Below are 18,933 nucleotides of genomic sequence, written 5' to 3' on the forward strand. Positions count from 1 at the left end.
AATTATGTTATCAGTTGTTAACACAACGTTATTTATTTTAAAACATTTAGTACTTATTGTCAATACATTTTATAACTTATTTTTATAATAATCATCTGTTTAAATGAGATGTTATTTAATTCGTTCTTTTTTAAGGAACGTGTTTAATCATACTAACTATAAGTCATTCAGTCAATAGAAAAGTTCAACAAAATCACCATTAAAATTGTATAATTATCTTTTATAACACTTTAAAGCTTTAATTTAGTAAAGTTTACATATAATTCATCACTAAAATGCGCTATAATTTCTAGTCTCCTTTGCTAAAACCCTCCAAATGAATTTTCTCAACAAATTAAACATAGACTTCTAAAACTTTTACTTACAAGTCACCAATTTTCAAATCATTATCATCAATTATTTCAAAACTTCCCTTGAATACTTATCCTTACGATTACTTCATAACTTTCCTGCATAATACATTCAATTCATTTAAGGTACTATGTAATGTCTAATTATTATTTCTATATTTATCTTTACTAAAACAAAATAAGCCAAGATTAACGTAGTATCTAATTACGATAATCTTGACTACAAATGTCAGTTACACAGTATCACATAGTACAGTGTAAATATTTAAGAATTAAACAGCACATTATTTTATTGCTATACCCTTTACGTAAATTTCACTAGAATTGACGCAATACATTGTATAGAATCAACAGTTCTATTCATCTTATTATTCCTTCAAATGTTTTTTTAATCTTAAATGGCCATTGCAATGTCCACAACGCATTCGTTTTGTATCAACTTTACGGATTCTTAAATATTTTGCATGACATTTAGTGCAATAATATTCATAATTTGCACGTTGTTGATAGCTTTCTATGCTATTACAAAATCTTGGTGCACCTACTTGTTGACTCAAACGTTTAAAATCTTGATCTTTATGTTGGTAACCTTTACCTGCAATATGCAGATGATAATGACACAGTTCATGCAATATAATTTTTACAATAGCTTCTTTACCATAATGTTCATATTGTTTAGGATTAATTTCTATATCATGTGACTTTAAAAGATAACGACCACCTGTGGTACGTAACCTATTATTAAAGTATGCTTGATGCTGAAACTTTCGTCCAAATTTTTCTTCAGAAAGCTTCTCAATCATTTGTTGCAATATTTCATTATTCATGTGGATCAATCATCGTTAATGATACTTTGTCTTTATTTTTATCGATACTATAAATCCAAACGTCAACGATATCACCAACACTCACTATATCCATTGGATTTTTCACAAATTTCTTAGACAGCTTCGAAACATGCACAAGACCATCTTGCTTAACACCTATATCAACAAACGCTCCAAAATCTACTACATTTCGGACTGTCCCACTTAATTTCATACCTTCTTTTAAATCTTCAATTGATAATACATCTGATTTAAGAATTGGCGTTTCAAATTTGTCCCTTGGATCTCTATTAGGTGCTTTCAATGATTTAATAATATCTTCTAGTGTAGGCTTACCAATTTGTAGTTCATCCGCGAGTGCATCCATATTTAATGAGTTTAACTTGGATTTTAATTCATTGCTTCCTAAATCATTACCACTAAATCCAAGTTTTTCTAGTAGTTGATATGTCACTTTATAGCTTTCTGGATGAATTGATGTATTATCTAATGGCTCAGTACCATCTATAATTCTTAAAAATCCGATACTTTGCTCGAATGTTTTTGCACCTAAACGTTTAATCTTACTTAATTCTTTATTATGTTTAATTGCTCCATTTTCTTCTCTATATGCAATGATATTTTTAGCTATTTGCGAACTTAAACCCGATACATATTGTAACAATGAGGATGATGCTGTATTAACATCCACGCCTACTTGGTTAACTGCTGTTTCAACAACGAAAGTTAATGCATTTTCTAATGATTTCTGATTTACATCGTGTTGATACTGACCGACACCTATTGATTTTGGGTCAATCTTAACTAATTCACTTAACGGATCTTGAACACGTCTTCCAATTGATACTGCACTTCTCTCTTCAACTTGAAAATCCGGAAATTCATCTCTAGCAATTTCTGATGCTGAATATACTGAAGCACCTGCTTCATTAACAATAATGAATTGTACTGGCAGTTCATACTTTTTAATAGTATCCGCAACAAATTGTTCTGTTTCTCGACTTGCTGTACCATTACCAATAGCGATTAATTGTACATCATACGCTTTAACCATTTGTACAAAATCTTTCTCTGCTGCTTCTTTTTTTGATACAGGTGGATGAGGATAAATCACACCCTTCGCTATAAATGTTCCGAATGGATTAATGACTGCTAATTTGCAACCTGTTCTAAATGCAGGATCGACGCCTAATATTTGTTTACCTTTCATTGGTGGTTGCAATAATAAATTTCTTAAATTCTCACTAAATACATCAATTGCATGATTTTCAGCTTTTTCTGTTAAATCAGCATGAATTTCTCTCTCGATTGAAGGTACAATTAAACGTTTCAAGCTATCTTTAATCGCATCCAAAATGTAACTACGATTTGCATTGTCTTGAGTGATTTCTTGACGTGCAATGAAATCTTCTACTGACGTGGTATCAAACTCAAACTTAACAGTTAAGACCTTCTCTTTTTCACCACGGTTTACAGCTAACACTCTATGATTTGCAATACGTTTTATCGGCTCACTGTATTCATAGTACATTTCAAAAATACCTTTTTCATCTTCAGCATTTTTCTTTTTAGATGTAGTTAACACACCTTGGTGATACATATCTTTTAATATTTTAGTTCTATATTTGGGATTATCTGAAATCAATTCTGCAATTATATCTTGTGCGCCTTTTATAGCATCTTCAACAGCTTTAACTTCTTCAGTTAGAAATTGTTGTGCTTTTTCTTTAATTGATATGTCATGTTTGCGCCCTTTCATCCAAGTAGCAAATGGTTCTAAGCCTTTACGCTTCGCCTCAGTCGCTCTTGTCTTTTTCTTTTGTTTAAAAGGTCGATATAAGTCTTCAACACGTTGTAATTTATTCTGTTTTAAAATATCTTTTTTTAATTCTTCAGTAAGTAATCCTTGTTGTTCTATATTTTTGATTACTTCCTCTTTACGTTTTTGTAAATTGACCATGTATTGATATTCATCATCAATTTGCTTTATTTGAACTTCATCTAGGCCACCTGTTTGTTCTTTTCTATATCTCGCAATAAATGGTACTGTATTTTTTTCTTCAACTAATGTTAGTACCGCTTCAATTTGTTTTTTACTAAATTGATATTTCTCTATGATTGAATTAATCAATTGATTGTCCATTTACTAAACCCACACTTTTCTAAAATTTACTCATTTATTTTAACATATTATTTAAAAGCCCAATTAAATTAAGGTGTTAATTACAACTTTCAAATTCAAATCTCTAAAACCTAAAATCTCTAGAATCTAAGTTTTGAATCAAAACATATTTAAATTCATTCTTCGGTTATTAAAAAAGTTTCACATCAATTTGTTTACAACTACTTGAAACAACATCAGACAATTTCACTTAATTAACACTTTGCAAAATGATAATGTCACCTTAAACATTAACAGTATGTTATAACATTTAGAATCGACACACCTTTAAAACATCTCTTTCTTATATACACTTTTAAAGGCTGTCCAATTAAAAAATACCTCTTGATTCTTATATTCTAATCAAGAGGTAATTGTATGAATTTTTCATGATAAAACACATCAATAGTACTAAAAATTATTGATGTGCTGCTTCTTGTAATTTCTTAATTGCTGTTCTTTGTAGTCTTGATACATGCATTTGACTTAGACCGATACGTTCACCTGTTTCTTTTTGACTTAAGCCTTCAATAAACGTGCATTGGATAATTTCCCGCTCACGATCAGATAATATCGGTAAGATTTTTTCAAGTATCATACGTTTTTCCGTTAAATCATAATGGTCGTCTTGTTGGCCCATAATATCTAACAAAGTAACTGTTGATCCATCTTTGTCCGCTTCTATGGAATGGTCGACACTTAGTGCATTGTAACTTTGGCCCATTTCCATCGCTTCGAGTACTTCTTCTTCCGAAACTTCTAAGCGATCAGCTATTTCACTAATAGAAGGCGAACGTTCTAATTCTGTCGTTAGTTCATCGCTTACCTTCTTTATTCTAGGTCCTATTTCTTTGATACGTCTTGGAACATGTACACTCCATGTTTTGTCTCGTAAATATCTTTTAATTTCACCGATTACAGTAGGTACTAAAAAGGCTTCAAACTTCCGTTCAAAGGACATATCGAATCTATTTATGGCACCTATTAAACCAACCATACCAACTTGAACTAAATCTTCATGATGTGATTGTCCTTTAGAATATTTATATGCTAATGATTCAATTAGTTTTTGATAATGTCTAACTAATTTATCTTGTGCATCTGTATTCTTATGTTCTTGGTGTTCTTTAATCCACTGGTTAATTTGCTCAGGTGAAACTTCATTAGCTGATTTCGACTCTTTCGCCATTATTTCGCACCTGCTCTTTTTTAATATACTTAGTCATACTGATTGTCACACCAGATTCTTTATATACAGTCACTTCATCCATTAATGATTCAATTAAAAATAAACCTAATCCACCCTCACGTAAAAAGTCTATATTTTCATCTTTATCATATGGGCCTATTTTAGATTTAGTAGTTTCGTAATCAAAACTATCTCCTTTATCAGAAATCACAATTTTAATTCTATCCTCTAAAATTTCAAAGTATACTTTTATGATACCAATACTATTTTTTTCTTTATATGCATGCTTAACTGCATTTGTTACAGCTTCACTCACTGCAATCTTGGCATCTTCAATATCATCATATGTAGCACCAGCTCTCGAAAACACGCCAGAAAGTGTTAATCGAATTAAACTTACATATTCTGCTGATGCTGGTACGCGCATTTCGATAAAATCTTCTTTCGATTGCATGTTATTCGACCTCCGTTCCTTCATTAACATGCATTAAATCCTTTAGACCAGTAATTTCAAATAGTCTACCGATACGATCTGACACACCTAAAATGTATAGCTCTTGATCATTTTGGTTTAATGCTTTTAAGGTACCTACGAATAAACCTAATCCTGTTGAATCCATATAACTTACATTTTCTAAGTTAACGTAAATGTCACGAGTCCCGTTCTGGCGCATAGGTGTTAGAACCTCTTCTAATTCAGGCACAGTATAAACATCTAACTCTCCACCGACTTTAACTTCGTAAAATTTATCTTGAGTGGTTGTTTCTATATTAAGATTCATTTCGTTACACTCCTACTTATTAAATATATTTAACTTCATTTTAAGTGTTGTATTCACCATATATATATTTCAAATTATTATATACCCATTGAAATAATTTCTAATCTTCTTTTTAAAATTAATTTACTCTTTTTATAATCAAAATGGTCATGTCATCTTTTTTATGTGGATTCTGAAGTTTTAAAATTGCTTCATAGATAATTTGAACAATATCTTGTGGATGCATATGTTTATGCTTTTTTATATATTCTAAAAGTCTTTGTTTATCTATAAAGGTACCTTCACTATTTCTCGCTTCTGTTACACCATCCGTTAAAATGATAATCAAATCGTCAAGATATATTGGAATTTCTTGTTGTTGATATCGTGTTTGAGAACTAATTCCTAAAACTCTACCTCTAACTGAAATTTCTTCAAATTCTTCTTTTTCAGCACGATAAATATACCCCGGCTCATGGCCTGCAGAACTACAATACAGTAGATGATTCATTTCTTCATACAATCCGTAAAACATCGTTACAAACATATTTTGATTAATATTTTTTTCAACTACCCTATTTAAACGCTTTAAGCCATCACTAGGTAATTGTGAATGTCCATATGAATCCATACCGAATTTAATCATACTCATCGCTAAAGCAGCTGGTATCCCTTTTCCAATAACATCCGCAACAGCAAAGCTCATCGTACCATCGTTATGATCGATTAAGTTGAAATAATCACCACTAACTTTTTGCGCTGCTACTGAAATAACACCAATTTGAATACTATCAAATTGTGGGATATCTGTTTTAAGCATCGTTTGTTGTAAGCTAGAAGCTAAGTCTATTTCCTTATCGTGAACTTGGAGTTTATCTACTAATCTTTGATAATCTCGGTAACTATATCCAAAGCCTTTAACGATTTCTTGTAAAACATCTAATGTCTTGAAAACATCTTCACGTGTTAAATTTAATGTCAGTATATAGTTTTTGTGTATATCAACAATGTCTTCAGGCAATACATCTTTACGAATAACTTCATCAGTATATTTTTCACACTTCTTTATCAATTCAGCCTTATCTTGGCAAGTCAAACTTTCATCTATTAAACCTTTATAATGTTGTTTAAACTCTTCCACGATTAGTTGCCTCCTCACTTCCCTTACAAAGCAAATGCTTGAGCAAGGATAATTATGATTCACGTACTAACTTTAATTAATTGCACATTTACAATTGTCGTCTACAATTTTGCTGTAAATGACACTTTTAAGCTAAAAAAAACTTTAGGATGGAATACCTAAAGCCTAAAAAACTTAAGACATCCTTTTATAATAAAAAATATGATTATCATAACTCAAAATTACTAATACCTTTATTTCTAAAAACACTTTGTTCAAGGAACATAGCAATAGTTATAATTATTATAAAGTTATTGTCTTTTATATCAATATTTTATTTATCTCTGAAAAATACATATAATAGACGCCTAATTTTTCTGATGAGCCATTGTGTTTAGCCCTAAACTAATCATTAGTGCATTATCTACTTCTTTCATTTTGTTGTCTGATAAGTACGTCAGCTTTTCTTTTAAACGTTTTTTATCAAGTGTACGAATTTGTTCTAATAATATTACTGAATCTTTATCCAGTTTATATTTTTTCTTTTCAATCTCTACATGGGTTGGTATTTTGGCTTTATTAATCCTACCAGTTATTGCCGCAACAATAACTGTAGGACTATATTTATTACCAGTGTCATTTTGAATTATGACAACAGGTCTGACTCCCCCTTGTTCAGATCCCTGTACTGGTGATAAATCTGCTAAATAAACATCTCCTCGTCTAATCATTCATTCGTTGAGTTAGAAGATAAATATGTTTCGTTGCAATCGCATGCTTCACACTCTATTGGAAAAGCTTCGTTCGCTAGGGAGAGATTTAAATCAGCCATTTGTGAATATCCTTCTTTTAAAGATTGTTCTAAGCTATGACTTCTATTTTGACTAAAAGATAACATATGAGAACCTCCAATTGATTCCAAAAGTTATTAAATGACCTTTAATTACTCTAATAATAACAAATTTTATATGCACTGACCATATTATTTTAACAATTCATTTGTTACAAAAACTTGATCATTGTCATGATATATACGTGGTAATCGTCTAGATAAGTTGCAAAGCACCTCATAATTAATCGTATGTTGCTTTTCAGCTGCAACTTCAACGGCTTGCTGACTATCTCTATGATTGTCTATTAAAATAACTGAATCACCTGATTTCACTTGTTCCGGCACTTTTACAATTGTTTGATCCATACATACTCTACCAACGACTTCACATTGGTGTCCATTTACATTTACAAAACTACCTTGCATTATACGTAGATAACCATCAGCATACCCGATTGGCAATAAAGCTATCGTTGTAGGTTCTGTAGCAGTATATGTTGCACCATAACTTACAGATTCTCCCGCTTGTAATGTTTTTGTTTGAACTACATTTGCAATTAATTGAACGCTCGGCTTTAAATGTACTTTAACTTTTTGTCTTACATATTCTGAAGGATAGTAACCATATAATGAAATGCCTGGTCTTACAGCATTACAAAATTGACAATCCATTAATAATGCACCGGCTGAATTTTGACAATGTATATACTCCGGTTTAGTTGCCTCGTTAACCATATCTTTAAAGCGTTGATACTGTTCATTTGTCATATCACCAGGTTCATCTGCACACGCAAAATGAGTAAAGACACCTTCAAAAACAAGTTGATCATATTGTTGAATAATTTCGATTACTTCTTGATATGATTTTATATCTTTAATACCTAATCTTCCCATGCCCGTATCTAATTTAATATGCAACCATAATTTTTTTTGTTGTTCTCCAGAAATGTTTTTAATCGCTTCTTTTAACCATTGCTTAGATGGAACCGTTAAGGCAACACGATGTTGTATAGCTTTATCGATATCTTTAGTAGGTAGTACACCTAAAACTAAAATTTTAGCAGTTATTCCATGCATTCTTAATTCTATCGCTTCGTCTAATGTAGCCACTGCAAAAAATGTCGCACCATGTTCCATTAAATGGCGTGCAACTTTAACACTACCTAGTCCGTAGGCATTTGCTTTTACGACAGCCATAATCGTTTTATTTTGATGTAATGTACTGAATACTTTAAAATTCGCTGCTACAGCATTTAAATCTACATTCATATACGCAGATCTATAGTATTTATCTGACATATTACTTCCTCCAATATAATCCTCTTGTTTCCATTCCAATGCTAAATTAAAAGTCTTATTTTTTAAATCTTAAGATTCATCTTTTTCTAAAATAACCTGACTCACAGCATAATATTCTGTATGCGAAATACTCACGTGAACGATGAAACCTTCATAGTCAATGTTTGGCTTTCCAAGTTCATCGTTATAACAATCTATATCATTAAAGGCTATATGTTTTCCTAATCCAGTGCCTAAGGCTTTGCTAAATGCTTCTTTAGTTGCAAACCTTCCTGCTAAAAATTCAATTTTTCGTTGTTCATGTGTAAAACCATTGAATTTACGCTGTTCATTTTCAGTTAAAATACGGTCAACAAGTTTTGGTTGCTTATCGTATAACACTTTGATTCGTTCGATTTCGATTAAATCTATACCAATACCATGTATCATTGATTATTCCTCATTTTTATTATACTCATTTGTTTTTTCTAAATGCATCTCATTATTTAACCATTTTTTTAATTTACGTGCTTCACTTCTATCAATTAATGAAATTTTTGCTGTACCACCTGCTGTATAAAGCGTTAAAGTAGCTAAACGGTAATGCTTCATTATTGGCCCAATATCTATATCTATATTTTGAATACGAAAATAAGGTATCACCTTTTCATCCAAAAATAAGATGCCGTTTCGAACGCGTAAATGGCGCTCTTCAAATGCGTATCGACAATGCTTATATCGATAGAATGGCACGATGACAATCGTAAAAATAGCTACTAGTAAAATGATAATTATACTACTAGCAATGGATAAATAGGTATCAATTATCTGCCAAAATAGCCAGTTCAAAATATTAAATGCTATTAAAAGTACAAGTGTAATCGGTACCCAAACCAGTATAGCACTTAACCTCATCACTTTTTTAGCATATGGTGACATAAAATTATAATGACGCATTATTTTCACCTCTCAAATACCATGACTTCAACATTTGCACGTCTTCACTACGAGCATATTTAAGCTTGATCGACTCATTTGTCATACCTTTTGCAATGATGAAATTAAAATTACTTAAGCCGTTGCTTTTAAGCAATGGATGTTGCCATGTAACAAATCCTAAAATATGATTTTCTTTAAAATAATAAATATTTCGTTTAAATAACTCGAAATTTTGTATGGTCATTTGATCTTCAGTCATTTTAAAACCTGCATGTTTAACATAAAGATATCCTTTAAGAACAAATAGACCAATAATCAATAAACTTATTATCATAAATAACCATAGCAATTGATTCCAAAAATACCAGCCAATTGCTGCTATAGAAATTACAATAATACTTGGAATTAAAATATGTCTGTGGAAGCCTGACAAAGGCATACCTTCATTTACTTGTCGATAAGATAAATTTGGTACTAAGTGCTGGATAATTTGATATGCTTTGTCTCGTTTGATAAACGGCAAAATCATCACACTACCAGCATCATTTTCATCATCGTCTATTTTTTTGTTTTCAAAGTCACTCGTAATTATAAAATGTATTGCTGTATAACCAAATAATTTTCGTATATATGACTGACGCTCAACAACAGCTTGCAATCTTTTCGTTGGCACGGTCATTCTTTTCTTATTAAAGAAACCATATTCAATTTTAAGCTGTTCATTTTCCTGCATAACTGTGAACCCATAAAATCTTATCATGGTAATAATAGTGCCGATAATATATGCCGCTAATAACACTAGTAAAACGACAATCAAAATAGTAATACTTATAAATTGAACCAATTGACTAATTTGATAACTAAGTTTTGACCATGGAATTAACTCTCTTGCAGCGCCATAAACTGGAACTAAAGCTGCTAACGTAACACCGATAGCTCCACTGGTCATTGCCATTAATAATAATTCTTTAAATTTCATTTGATATACTGGAATACGTTTATTTTTGCCAATAACAGTTTGGCTCGAATACGAAGCGCCAACTATATCGCTAGTCGCCATATCCGTTTCATTTTCATCAACTCGTTGGTCAATGGCCGCCTGATTCGTTGTTTTTGATTCATTTTGAATTTGAAGTCCTTCTTGTTTTAACTCTGATTGTAATTGGTCAATGTAGTTTTCAAGATATTCGCCTTGTTTCTTTGATATTACACTCAATACAATTCCATCGCTTGGCGTTTTAATTTGTAAATTTACGCCACCTATAATTTGATTGACCACACCTTGTGACATATCGATAGACTGGATACGTTTAATATTTAATTCTTTACGTTTCTTATTAAAAAGGCCTGTTGTCAAAATAAAAGTATTATTCTCAATCCAATAGCGCGTATTCATAATTTGGATAATTTGAGGAATGTATGATATTAAAAAGAATACTAGTACTAAACCTGACCATGAATACGATACTGGATCAGAAAAATCAAAATCTTTTAATTGAAAGAAGATAAAGATAATAAAAACAATAATGTTTTGTTTAATCGCATTAATTAAACCGTTAAAATATGAAATTGGGTGTAACTTTTGAGGTTTAGACATCACTTTCAACCCCTTTCAAATTTGACAGAGTTTGTTCTTCGATAATTTTAATATCACTATCTGACATCATTGGTAATCTAATCGAATGACCAGCTGTCACAAATTCAACTTTATACAATTTAAGCATTTGACTTAATGGATTAGATTTAATCGACAAATATTGCAATCGTTCGATTCGACTCGTTTCTTCTTTATATATTAGAAAAGATGTACGATACTGAATACTTGATTGATCTACTTTATAGTAACGACAGTGGTATTGCCATAATGGTTTAATAATTAATTTTAAAACGGTAAAGGTGCAAAAAACAAACAAGATATAAAGTAAGTATTGTGACCATTCAAACTTTAACCATACTATATAGAAAATGGCATATATAATAACACTCAACAAAAATTCTAAGCCATTTGTAATATAGTAATATACCAAAGCCTGCTTAGGGCTTTTAGACTTTATAAGTTGATTAGACATATGTCACACTCCTCAAAATCAAGAATCTATAAATTTAATTTCTATTCATTTTTATTTTTATATGTTGCTAATTATAGCATATGACGATATTGAAGATAACTTGACGATTAAATAAAACAGATAGCATTGATCTGACCTCATTCAAACCATTCACTTCGTAACAAGTTGATTTGATTAAAAATATTAATTATCAAAATTAGTTATTAAGAATTCATTAAGATACTCATACAGAAATAAATTTTATAGCATTTAATTGTGAAGAATATTATGATATTGCTATCGAGGTGAAGGTTATGACGAACACTGAATCGCTAAAAATAGGAAAGAAGCGTGGATCTCTAACCATCTATATATGTTATAGTCCTGGTGTTGGTAAAACGTTTGAGATGCTATCGAATGCGATTGATTTATATCAAAATGGTGTTGATATAAAAATTGGATATATCGAACCACATCAACGTCGTGAAACCGAAGCATTGGCAAAAAAATTACCCAAAATCGCAACTAATGTCACAAAACATGGTAGCCATAGTTTTCAGTATTTGAATATAGACCGTATTATTGAAGAAGCGCCGGCGATTGTTCTGATCGATGAGTTAGCGCATACAAATATATCAAGAGAGCGCCATGAAAAACGACACATGGATATTGAAGAAATTTTAAACCACGGTATAGATGTGCATACAACATTAAATATTCAGCATATCGAAAGCTTAAGTAGCCAAATAGAATCGATGACTGGTGTCCAAGTAAAAGAACGTGTACCTGATTATTTTATAATTGGCGCAGATGTCTTAGAAGTTGTAGATATTTCACCTACCCAATTAATAAAAAGGCTAAAAGCTGGAAAAGTATACAAAAAAGATCGTCTTGAAGTTGCATTTAGCAATTTTTTTACTTATGAACACTTAAGTGAGCTTAGAACGCTAACGCTACGCACTGTCGCTGATTTAATGAGTGATAAAGAAAAATTACGCCATAATCATAAAACAGTTATGACACCACATATTGCTGTAGCTATTAGTGGCAGTATTTACAATGAAGCGGTTATAAAAGAGGCTTTTCGCATTGCCCAAAAAGAACATGCAAAATTTACAGCTATTTATATAGATATTTTTGAAAAAAACAGGCATCACCATGATAGCCAAAAGCATGTTCATCGTCATCTTATGCTAGCTAAATCATTAGGCGCTAAAGTAAAAGTTGTCTACGGTAAAAGCGTAGCATCAGCTTTAGACGAATGGTGTAAAAATCAAGATGTAACCAAATTAATTATCGGACAACATATTAGAAATAAATGGGTAGACTTTTTTAATACACCATTGATTGATCGCTTAATGTCATTTGATCATCACTATAAAATTGAAATTGTTCCTATTAAACAAATTTCTGTCGCATTAAATACGAATAAAATACCTTATCGCCCTAAAAGTAAACGATTCGCTATAGATATGTTGAAAATGCTTTTGATTCAAATGATTTTTATATTAATGGGTTTATGGGTATATGAGCTTGATAAATATGAATCCAGTACTATTATCTTAATGCTCTTTCTCATTGGCATCATATTAGTATCAATTTGGACACAATCGTATATGATTGGATTTTTAGCAGCAATACTGAATGTCTTTGTTTTTAATTACTTTTTTACAGAACCAAGATTTACGTTTGAAGTATATCGCTTTGATTATCCAATTACATTTATTGTAAGTATTTTAACTAGTATTTTAACGAGCGCTTTATTAAAACAAATTAAACTTCAGTATTCAATTACTAAAAAGCAACTCTATCGAACAGATTTATTATTACAATTTAATGCTTCGATTAAACAAACATATACAGTAAAAGATTTATTGGTAAATGCAGGACACCAAATTTATCAATTATTGCAACAATCAATTACAATTTACGTGATAGACGACTCTAAAGTCAGTAAAACAATTCCATTGCAACATGACATTGACCTTAAAAACCAACATTATGAACAAGTGTTAGGTTGGGTTATCAAAAACGAAAGCCAAGCAGGTGCAACAACAGATACCTTTCCAGGCATTAATCAATGGTTCATCCCGATAGGTACTTCCCCTATCAAAGGTGTAGTAGCAATTAATTGTCAACAATCACAAACAATTAATCCGTATGATGCATCTATACTTGAATCTATGTTAAATGAACTATCCCTAGCAGTTGAGAATGTGTCATTATTAAAACAAACGAGAGAGTCTATGTTACAAGCTGAGCGCCAACTCACGCATTCTAATTTTTTGCGCTCAATTTCTCATGATATACGTACACCTTTAACAGCTATTATGGGAAATTTAGATATTTTGATGACACATAATAAACTAATGCCGTTCAATGAACAACAGCAATTATTGTTAAATAGTTACCAAGAAAGTCAGTATTTATATCATTTAGTAACCAATATATTGTCACTAACTCGATTACAATCTTCTAATGTTTATATCAAATTACAACCATATTTAGTTAGTGAATTAGTAGAGGAAATTGATACTATTTTAAAACGTCGTCATTTAAAAGATAATGTAACAATCTCATTAACTGAAGATATACATTTTGTGAGGATTGACAGTAAATTAATACTTCAAGCAATATTTAATTTAATTGAAAATGCAATAAAACATTCGCCTTCCAACACGACTATTAAATTATGTATTCATAGACCTAATGATAAACAAGTTCGATTTTCTGTTATTGATGAAGGTCCAGGTATAAGTGCGCAAGAACAACAAAAGATTTTTGAACCTTTTTACACTGGTGTTAATAAACATTTTAAAGATAACCAAAAAGAAAGTATGGGACTTGGTCTTTATTTAGTGCAGACGATACTGCATAAACATCATTCAACTTTACAATATAAAATGAATCAACCACATGGTAGTATATTTTATTTCAATATTGATATAGATTTAAGTGAAGGAGACGTATAATGCATTCTAAAATATTAATTATTGAAGATGATCATGCAATTACACATTTACTAGATGTCGCTCTAACTTTAGATTATTACACTGTAACTACAGCTGAAAATGCCACAAGTGCACATTTTAAAATTCAAATTGATAAACCAGATATCATATTATTAGACTTAGGCTTACCAGATAAAGATGGTTTATGCTTAATTACCGAGATTAGACAGCACACTGATATTCCTATTATTGTGATAAGTGCTAGACAAGAGGAACAAACTATTATTCAAGCATTAGATAATGGTGCAAATGACTATATGACAAAACCATTTAATGTTGATGAACTTCGTGCAAGAATTAGAGTTATTGAAAGAATTGCTAAATCTAACCAAGAAACAAATATTATTTTTACAAACGGTTTACTAAGCATCGACTTTGGTTCAAAATCAGTTATTATCAATAACCAAGAAGTTCATTTGACACCAAATGAATTTAGTTTGCTAGAATTGTTATCCAAACATAAAGGTAAAGTGCTAACATATGAAATGATACTTAAACGTATTTATGGCTATGTAAATAAAACTGAAATGCCTAGCTTACGCGTTCATATGACTTCTTTAAGACAAAAACTTGCTCAATGTCATACAGATGCTAAAGACATCATCAAAACACATCCACGCATCGGTTATCAAATGTTGCAGTGGAAAGATAAATAATTTAATTAGAAAAGGACACTGCCATTATTTATGATATGCAGTGTCCTTTTTACAACCATTAAATTTGATGTGATATTATCATAAAATTTATGACTCATTTTTATTGAAAACATGCTCGTTATTAGTTGAATCAAAAATATTAGAATTTTACTTAATTAGAATTCTCGGTCAATTTTATCAAATAATTTGTGCAATAAATAAGTCGAACTATAAATCGGAATGATGGAAAATTTTTCTCCGTTCATCAGCCTAATTTGACATAGTACTTCCAATTTTTAATTGTGAAAATAAAAAAAAGAGCTCAAGACATGATATCTTAAAGCTCTTAATCAATTTATTATTTTTGATGGTCAGCAAATGTGCGACCTTTCATCGGTCTACTTCCACCATTATTTTTGTCTTTACGGTCGAATTTCTTGTTGCCTTTTTTCTTGCTAGAGTATCCTTTTGAACGTTTACTCTTACCGTCAAATTTGTGGTTACCACGTTTGCTATTTCTGTTACGAGAACCACTTGGTTTACCATTACGGCCTTTACGTGCTAATGGTTTTTCAAATGTTAATTGAACTTCAACTTCGTCGTTTGCTTCTACTAACTCTTGTAAAAGTGCAGCAACTAAATCAACGTCGTTATATTCATTTAATAATTCAGTTGAAATACGTTTCAAACGTGATTCTGTGTCTTTTGACATCCAGTTTTCAACTTTTTCTTTAATATCATCTTCACGTGCTTGAAGTACTTCTTTGCGATGTGGTGGACGTAATGCACTCATCTTTCTACCGTTAGCATCTTCAATTTGTCTAATGTAATCCATCTCGATTGGATTTACAAAAGTAACCGCGATACCTTCTTTACCAGCACGGCCAGTACGACCAATACGGTGTGTGTAGCTTTCAGTGTCTTGAGGAATATCAAAGTTATAAACATGACTTACACCAGAAATATCTAGTCCTCTTGCTGCTACATCTGTAGCGACTAAAATATTGATTTGGTCATTTTTAAATTTCTTTAATACTTCTAAACGTTTCGCTTGTGTGATATCACCATGCAATCCTTCAGCTTTATAGCCTTTAGAAATCAAAGCACTTGTTAACTCATCAACACGACGTTTTGTACGTCCAAATACGATTGCTAATTCTGGTTGATGAACATCTAGGAAATTTGTAAATGTATCAAATTTCTCTAATTCTTTAACAATTGTATAGAATTCTTCGATTTGTGGATCTGACATTTCATTATTCATTGTCTTAATAATTTTAGGTGACTTCATGAATTGTTGTACTAAAGCTTGAATTGCTTTAGGCATAGTTGCTGAGAATAACATCGTTTGACGTTGCGCAGCAGGAATTTTATCCATAATAAATCTCATATCATCGATGAATCCCATGTTCATCATTTCATCTGCTTCGTCTAAAATTAATGTATGGATACCATCAGTTTTCAATGTACGACGGTTTAAGTGATCGATAACACGTCCTGGTGTTCCAACTACGATTTGTGGCCCTTTTTTCAAGGCTTTAATTTGGCGTTCGATAGGCATACCACCGAATACAGTAACAACTTGGACACCTTGTCCACGGCTAAATTCTCTTAATTGTTCAGCTACCTGCATTGCCAATTCTCTTGTAGGTGCTAAAATTAACGATTGAACCCCTTGTTTCCCTACTACTTTTTCAATTAAAGGAATACCGAATGCTCCTGTTTTACCTGTACCGGTTTGAGCTTGTCCAAGGATATCAATTCCTTGTAACGCATAAGGGATACTGTCTTTTTGGATAGGTGTCGGCTCTTTAAATCCCATTGATTCAAGTGACTGAACCGTATTATCCGAAATCCCTAGTTCTTTAAAATTTTGCAAAATAATTCTCCTTTTTACCTGTTTATTTCTCAATATACTTTTGCATATAAGTTCATTAATATTTCATCAACTTCTATATAGTACCACCAAAAAAATTTAATCGCAATAAAGCAATTTGCGAATATTTAGCAGAAACACATTAATTGATTGTCATATTTTTGTCAAAAAGCTAGCATTAGGTGTGATGTAAGCGTTACTCATAATTCGAATATTCATTATAAAAATTTTTTTATAACATACGCATTTCGTTAACATTACGCAACAACTTTCACCGTAATCAACTTAAAATCGCAATATGTAAAATACTCATATCATGTTTTGAATATGCAAAAAATCAATAGCAACATATTACTTCCTATATAAAAGAGCATCACTTAAATGCATACATAATGGTTTGCATTCAATCAAATTCTAACCATGACATTTTAATCAAAAAAGAAGAGATGGTTTCGTAATAACACAAAACCATCTCTTCTCTTCAAACGCTTGTCCTTGCGTTTACCTTTTATACAAACATGCTATGTCGTCGTTTTTAATTTGATGATATTAAGGCATTCACAACTTCTTCTAATTTCATGCCTCTTGATCCTTTAACTAATACACGATCATGTGATTGTAAGTCTTGTTTTAATACCTCAATTAAGGCTTCTTTTGAATCAAAATGTTGCGCTTTGTCAACAAATTGTTTCCCAGTTTCATTAATATAACTCGCTTCATTACCGAATGTATACAGCACATCTATTTGTTTATCTTGCAAGTAAGCACCCACTTGCGAATGCATAGATTTACTGTTTTCACCTAATTCTAAAACATCACCTAAAATTAAAACATGACGTCCATTAAGACTACTTAAAGTATCAATCGCTGCACGCATACTTGTCGGACTAGCATTATAAGCATCATTAATAACAGTGATATCATTATCTAATTCATGTTGTTCCATGCGCATACCTGTAAGTGTAACATGATTTAAATTACGATATATCGTGTCATATGATAAACCTAATTCATAACCAACTGCAATAACAATCGTTGCATTTTTCATATTATGCACACCTAAAATCGGTAAATCAAATTGCTCTTTACCATTTATTGTAAATGCTATACCAGTAGTGTCTCTATCATCAACGGAGCAAACTAAATCATTGTCATGATCCACACCTATACTCAAACATTTCGCATTTTGAACTTCCTTAACATGCGACTCTAGCAATGGCTCATCACCATCATATATAAATGTGCCATTATCTTTAAGACCAATTGTTATCTCAGATTTCGCTTTAGCAATACCCTCACGCGAACCTAAATCTTGCATATGTGATTCACCAATATTAGTAATAATTGCGATATCCGGTTGCGCAAGATTTGATAATAATTCAATCTCATGGAAACCTGACATTCCCATTTCTAATATAGAGATTTCTGTATCATTATCTAAATCTAAAATAGTTAGTGGCAAACCAATTTCATTATTATAATTGCCTTGCGTTTTTTTAACTTTAAACTCAGTATGCAAGACACTCTCAATCATATCTTTTGTAGTTGTTTTACCATTTGAGCCAGTTACTGCAATCACTTTAGGATTAACATCTCTTAAATATGCTTGGGCTAATTGTTGTAAAGCCACTAAAGTATCTTCGACCCAAATAATAGGTCCTGTTATATCATCATCTATTGGCGTTCCTTTTTGATAAAATGCTGCACCTGCACCATCTTGCAATGCTTTAGATACAAACCTATGACCATCAACATTTTCACCTTTAAAAGGAATAAACAACATTCCTTCTTTAATCGCTCTAGAATCAATAGTGACACCATTAATTTTACAGTCCAAAAATTGATCATCAATATCACAAGGAATCCAAGATTTAATTTGCTTTAATGTTACATTAATCATAATAAC

At 31.3% G+C, this 18,933-nt stretch carries 17 protein-coding genes; 2 read left to right on the plus strand and 15 right to left on the minus strand.

Going from position 1 to position 18,933, the window contains the following annotated elements; translation table 11 throughout:
• Window positions 1-718: 718 nt before the first annotated feature.
• From ML436_10470 to ML436_10530, 13 genes are all read right to left on the minus strand, one after another.
• Window positions 719-1,177, minus strand: a complete 459-nt coding sequence (locus ML436_10470; GenBank protein UMT77557.1) for a SprT family protein — start codon at window positions 1,175-1,177, stop codon at window positions 719-721.
• Window positions 1,170-3,320, minus strand: a complete 2,151-nt coding sequence (locus tag ML436_10475) for an RNA-binding transcriptional accessory protein (protein UMT77558.1) — start codon at window positions 3,318-3,320, stop codon at window positions 1,170-1,172. The genes ML436_10470 and ML436_10475 overlap by 8 nt, the downstream gene beginning before the upstream one ends.
• A gap of 436 nt (window positions 3,321-3,756) precedes the next feature.
• Entirely contained in the window at window positions 3,757-4,527 is a 771-nt protein-coding gene (gene sigB, locus ML436_10480; GenBank protein UMT77559.1) for an RNA polymerase sigma factor SigB, read from the minus strand.
• Entirely contained in the window at window positions 4,502-4,981 is a 480-nt protein-coding gene (gene rsbW, locus ML436_10485; protein UMT77560.1) for an anti-sigma B factor RsbW, read from the minus strand. Before rsbW ends, sigB begins: the two co-directional genes overlap by 26 nt.
• Before the next feature lies 1 nt (window position 4,982).
• Window positions 4,983-5,309 carry an anti-sigma factor antagonist gene (locus ML436_10490; GenBank protein ID UMT77561.1) on the minus strand — a complete coding sequence of 109 codons (327 nt, stop codon included), beginning with the start codon at window positions 5,307-5,309 and terminating at the stop codon, window positions 4,983-4,985.
• Between the two features lie 118 nt (window positions 5,310-5,427).
• Window positions 5,428-6,429, minus strand: a complete 1,002-nt coding sequence (locus tag ML436_10495; GenBank protein UMT77562.1) for a PP2C family protein-serine/threonine phosphatase — start codon at window positions 6,427-6,429, stop codon at window positions 5,428-5,430.
• Window positions 6,430-6,776: 347 nt separating this feature from the next.
• Window positions 6,777-7,139, minus strand: a complete 363-nt coding sequence (locus ML436_10500; GenBank protein ID UMT77563.1) for a type II toxin-antitoxin system PemK/MazF family toxin — start codon at window positions 7,137-7,139, stop codon at window positions 6,777-6,779.
• A complete protein-coding gene (gene mazE, locus ML436_10505; GenBank protein UMT77564.1) occupies window positions 7,136-7,306 on the minus strand; it encodes a type II toxin-antitoxin system antitoxin MazE in 171 nt (56 codons plus the stop codon). The genes ML436_10500 and mazE overlap by 4 nt, the downstream gene beginning before the upstream one ends.
• A gap of 84 nt (window positions 7,307-7,390) precedes the next feature.
• A complete protein-coding gene (alr, locus tag ML436_10510; GenBank protein UMT77565.1) occupies window positions 7,391-8,539 on the minus strand; it encodes an alanine racemase in 1,149 nt (382 codons plus the stop codon).
• Window positions 8,540-8,608: 69 nt separating this feature from the next.
• Window positions 8,609-8,968: a holo-ACP synthase gene (gene acpS, locus ML436_10515; protein ID UMT77566.1), complete on the minus strand. Its 360-nt coding sequence runs from the start codon at window positions 8,966-8,968 to the stop codon at window positions 8,609-8,611.
• A 3-nt stretch (window positions 8,969-8,971) separates the two neighbouring features.
• Window positions 8,972-9,475 (minus strand): PH domain-containing protein, encoded by a 504-nt coding sequence (locus tag ML436_10520; protein ID UMT77567.1) that lies wholly within the window; start codon window positions 9,473-9,475, stop codon window positions 8,972-8,974.
• A complete protein-coding gene (locus tag ML436_10525; protein ID UMT77568.1) occupies window positions 9,462-11,054 on the minus strand; it encodes a PH domain-containing protein in 1,593 nt (530 codons plus the stop codon). Before ML436_10525 ends, ML436_10520 begins: the two co-directional genes overlap by 14 nt.
• A complete protein-coding gene (locus ML436_10530; GenBank protein UMT77569.1) occupies window positions 11,047-11,526 on the minus strand; it encodes a PH domain-containing protein in 480 nt (159 codons plus the stop codon). The genes ML436_10525 and ML436_10530 overlap by 8 nt, the downstream gene beginning before the upstream one ends.
• A gap of 293 nt (window positions 11,527-11,819) precedes the next feature.
• Here ML436_10530 and ML436_10535 point away from each other — a divergent pair, with 293 nt between their 5' ends.
• Together ML436_10535 and ML436_10540 are read left to right on the plus strand one after the other, a co-directional pair.
• Window positions 11,820-14,477 (plus strand): sensor histidine kinase KdpD, encoded by a 2,658-nt coding sequence (locus tag ML436_10535; protein ID UMT77570.1) that lies wholly within the window; start codon window positions 11,820-11,822, stop codon window positions 14,475-14,477.
• Window positions 14,477-15,172 carry a response regulator transcription factor gene (locus ML436_10540; GenBank protein ID UMT77571.1) on the plus strand — a complete coding sequence of 232 codons (696 nt, stop codon included), beginning with the start codon at window positions 14,477-14,479 and terminating at the stop codon, window positions 15,170-15,172. The genes ML436_10535 and ML436_10540 overlap by 1 nt, the downstream gene beginning before the upstream one ends.
• Before the next feature lie 337 nt (window positions 15,173-15,509).
• Here the strand turns inward: ML436_10540 and ML436_10545 are convergent, their stop codons facing one another.
• Window positions 15,510-17,030, minus strand: a complete 1,521-nt coding sequence (locus ML436_10545) for a DEAD/DEAH box helicase (protein UMT77572.1) — start codon at window positions 17,028-17,030, stop codon at window positions 15,510-15,512.
• Between the two features lie 532 nt (window positions 17,031-17,562).
• Window positions 17,563-18,927: a UDP-N-acetylmuramoyl-tripeptide--D-alanyl-D-alanine ligase gene (locus tag ML436_10550; GenBank protein ID UMT77573.1), complete on the minus strand. Its 1,365-nt coding sequence runs from the start codon at window positions 18,925-18,927 to the stop codon at window positions 17,563-17,565.
• Between the last annotated feature and the right edge of the window lie 6 nt (window positions 18,928-18,933).

This window comes from Staphylococcus roterodami (genome assembly GCA_022493055.1).
Taxonomy (GTDB): domain Bacteria; phylum Bacillota; class Bacilli; order Staphylococcales; family Staphylococcaceae; genus Staphylococcus; species Staphylococcus singaporensis.

Coding starts and splice junctions, on each gene's coding strand:
- mazE (UMT77564.1), bottom strand. CDS start 7,306: ATGTTATCTTTTAGTCAAAATAGAAGTCATAGCTTAGAACAATCTTTA.
- ML436_10475 (UMT77558.1), bottom strand. CDS start 3,320: ATGGACAATCAATTGATTAATTCAATCATAGAGAAATATCAATTTAGT.
- ML436_10540 (UMT77571.1), top strand. CDS start 14,477: ATGCATTCTAAAATATTAATTATTGAAGATGATCATGCAATTACACAT.
- ML436_10535 (UMT77570.1), top strand. CDS start 11,820: ATGACGAACACTGAATCGCTAAAAATAGGAAAGAAGCGTGGATCTCTA.
- ML436_10530 (UMT77569.1), bottom strand. CDS start 11,526: ATGTCTAATCAACTTATAAAGTCTAAAAGCCCTAAGCAGGCTTTGGTA.
- rsbW (UMT77560.1), bottom strand. CDS start 4,981: ATGCAATCGAAAGAAGATTTTATCGAAATGCGCGTACCAGCATCAGCA.
- ML436_10470 (UMT77557.1), bottom strand. CDS start 1,177: ATGAATAATGAAATATTGCAACAAATGATTGAGAAGCTTTCTGAAGAA.
- sigB (UMT77559.1), bottom strand. CDS start 4,527: ATGGCGAAAGAGTCGAAATCAGCTAATGAAGTTTCACCTGAGCAAATT.
- alr (UMT77565.1), bottom strand. CDS start 8,539: ATGTCAGATAAATACTATAGATCTGCGTATATGAATGTAGATTTAAAT.
- ML436_10500 (UMT77563.1), bottom strand. CDS start 7,139: ATGATTAGACGAGGAGATGTTTATTTAGCAGATTTATCACCAGTACAG.
- ML436_10490 (UMT77561.1), bottom strand. CDS start 5,309: ATGAATCTTAATATAGAAACAACCACTCAAGATAAATTTTACGAAGTT.
- ML436_10520 (UMT77567.1), bottom strand. CDS start 9,475: ATGCGTCATTATAATTTTATGTCACCATATGCTAAAAAAGTGATGAGG.
- ML436_10550 (UMT77573.1), bottom strand. CDS start 18,927: ATGATTAATGTAACATTAAAGCAAATTAAATCTTGGATTCCTTGTGAT.
- ML436_10525 (UMT77568.1), bottom strand. CDS start 11,054: ATGTCTAAACCTCAAAAGTTACACCCAATTTCATATTTTAACGGTTTA.
- acpS (UMT77566.1), bottom strand. CDS start 8,968: ATGATACATGGTATTGGTATAGATTTAATCGAAATCGAACGAATCAAA.